We start from the raw sequence: 2683 nt of genomic DNA on the forward strand, positions 1-2683 counted from the left end.
ACACCGCCAGTATCCTGCTCAATACCACCCCCACCGGAGCCACCACCCCCACCTTTGCCCCGCAAGTCACCTTCGCTACTGGCATTAACCCCAGCTCCGTCAGCATCGGCGACTTCAACGGCGACGGCAAACCCGACTTAGTCGTGGCGAACCAAGGCAGCAACAACGCATCCATCCTGCTCAACACTACCACCACCTCAGCCACCACTCCCACTTTCGCCGCAGGTGTCACCTTCCCAACTGGCGGTGCCCCCAGCTCCGTCAGCATCGGCAACTTCAACGGCGACGGGAAACCTGACTTAGCTGTGGCGAACATGATCGACAGTAATGCCTCCATCCTACTCAACACCACTCCCGCTGGAGCCGCCACCCCCACATTCGCTACCCAAGTCACCTTCCCAACTGGCGGTGGCTCCAGATCCGTCAGCATCGGTGACTTCAACGGCGACGGGAAACCTGACTTAGCAACGGCGAACTTCATCGACACCGTCTCCATCTTGCTCAACAGCACCGCCAAAGTTACCGCTGTCACCGCTACCACTGCCGACGGCAGCTACGGTGTCGGTGCCACCATCGCCATCACCGTCACCTTCGATTCTGCTGTCACCGTTATCGGCACGCCCCAACTGCAACTAGAAACCGGCACAACTGACCAATTTGCCAACTACGCCTCTGGTAGCGACACTACAGCCCTCACCTTCAACTATGTAGTGCAAGCAGGAGACACTTCTGCCGACTTAGAATACCTTGCCACCAACGCCCTCACCCTCAACGGCGGCACAATCAAAGAGACTGTTGATACGGCTTTTGATGCCATCTTAACGCTTCCCGCTTTAGCCTCAGCTAACTCCCTCGGCGGTAGCAAAGCCATAGTTATTAATCAAGCCCTACCGATTGATAACATTGCACCCACAGTTGCCTTAACATCAACTTCAGCAACCACAGTCAACGGTTTATTTAGTGTCACCGCTACCTTTAGTGAAAATGTCACTGGGTTTGATAATACTGATATCACCATAGCCAATGCTATTATCGGTAATTTTGTCACAGTTGATGCGAAAACTTACACTTTTGATATCACTCCCAGTGCTAGTGGTAATGTCACAGTTGATGTCCCGGCAGCTAAAGCTACGGATACTGCGGGTAATAATAATACCGCTGCAATTCAACTAATTCGTACTGCTAATATTACGTTACCAGTAACACCAACGCCCACGCCAGTAACACCAACACCAACGCCCGTCACGCCCACGCCAACGCCCGTCACGCCCACGCCAACGCCCGTCACGCCCACGCCCACACCAGTAACGCCCACGCCAACGCCCGTCACGCCCACGCCAACGCCCGTCACGCCCACGCCAACGCCCGTCACGCCCACGCCAACGCCCGTCACGCCAACGCCAACGCCCGTAACTCCCACGCCAACGCCCGTAACTCCCACGCCAACGCCCGTAACTCCCACGCCAACGCCCGTAACTCCCACGCCAACACCTGTTACGCCACCTCTTAACAACCAACCGCCGATCGTCAATAATCCAATATGGGCTCAAAGTCGTGCTACTGGGTTTTCTAGCAATACCGCTTTTGTCTTTGCTGCTGACACATTTATCGATCCAGATCCGGGCGATACTGTCACCTATACTGTCACCGCCTTAGATAATAATTCTGTCGCCGAGGGACAAGATTATATTTGGACGCAAGGCGTAAATGGGGGTCAGTACAAGCGGAAAACAGTAAATGCTTCGGTAACTACTATTCCGACAATATTTGCCGGGCCGAATGCTTCGCTAAACTTTGACCCCACTACCCGCACTCTCAGTCAAGTACCAGGAACTAATTTATCTTTACCACAATGGGTAGAAGTTAAAGCTACTGACAATCATGGTCAGAGTGTCAGTGAGTTATTGCATCTTCTAGGCTGGAACTCCACGGGTTTTGTTATTGACGACTATATTGCCGGTGCGAAGGTCTTCTTTGATGCTAACAAAAATGGCATCATCGATCCGAACGAACCCAAAGGGACAACTGACAGTCAAGGTGCATTTGGTTTTGATATTCCTTTCAGCACTTTTGATACTAATAATAACGGTAAACTAGATCCCACTGAAGGTAATTTAGTTGCTTTTGGCGGCACCGACATCGGTACTGGTTTACCCCTAGAAACTCCGCTCAAAGCTACACCAGATGCAGTTGTAATTAATTTACTGACTAGCATTTTAGCTGAATTAGCAGATCGCGGTTTAAGCGTTAATGATGCGAATGCCAAACTTACTAGCGCTTTCGGTATTCCCAGCGACATACCGCTGAATTATATCGATCCGATCGCCGCTACTCAAGGCGGACAACCTGGTGCTAAAGCTGTATTAACGGCGATGCTTGCCGCCCAAAACTCGATAACTCAAACAGCGGGATTAATTGAAGGTGCAAGTAATCTGACTTTGGGTGATGCTGTTAAGCAAATAGTTAGTACGATCGCCGATCGCATCCAAACCGGACTACCATTAGATTTCACCCAGCCCGAACAAGTGGCGGATTTAATCGTCCAAGTGGGCGATCGGGTGAAAGCGATCGATCCTAGTTTTAACGCCCAAGAGATATTAGTGGCGGCACCAGCATTAGGGCAGGTAATAGCAGCATCTAATCAACGTATTGTACAGGCGATCGCCACTAATACCGATCTCAC

1 protein-coding gene is annotated in these 2683 nt (G+C 51.4%); it reads left to right on the plus strand.

All coding sequences use genetic code 11. From position 1 onward, the window contains the following. Positions 1-2683: FG-GAP-like repeat-containing protein (locus tag ACUVJL_RS04400; protein WP_445244739.1), on the plus strand; the 2683-nt coding region annotated here is incomplete at both ends.

The sequence above is a fragment of the Microcoleus sp. OTE_8_concoct_300 genome (assembly GCF_031383065.1).
Classification (GTDB): domain Bacteria; phylum Cyanobacteriota; class Cyanobacteriia; order Cyanobacteriales; family Microcoleaceae; genus Microcoleus.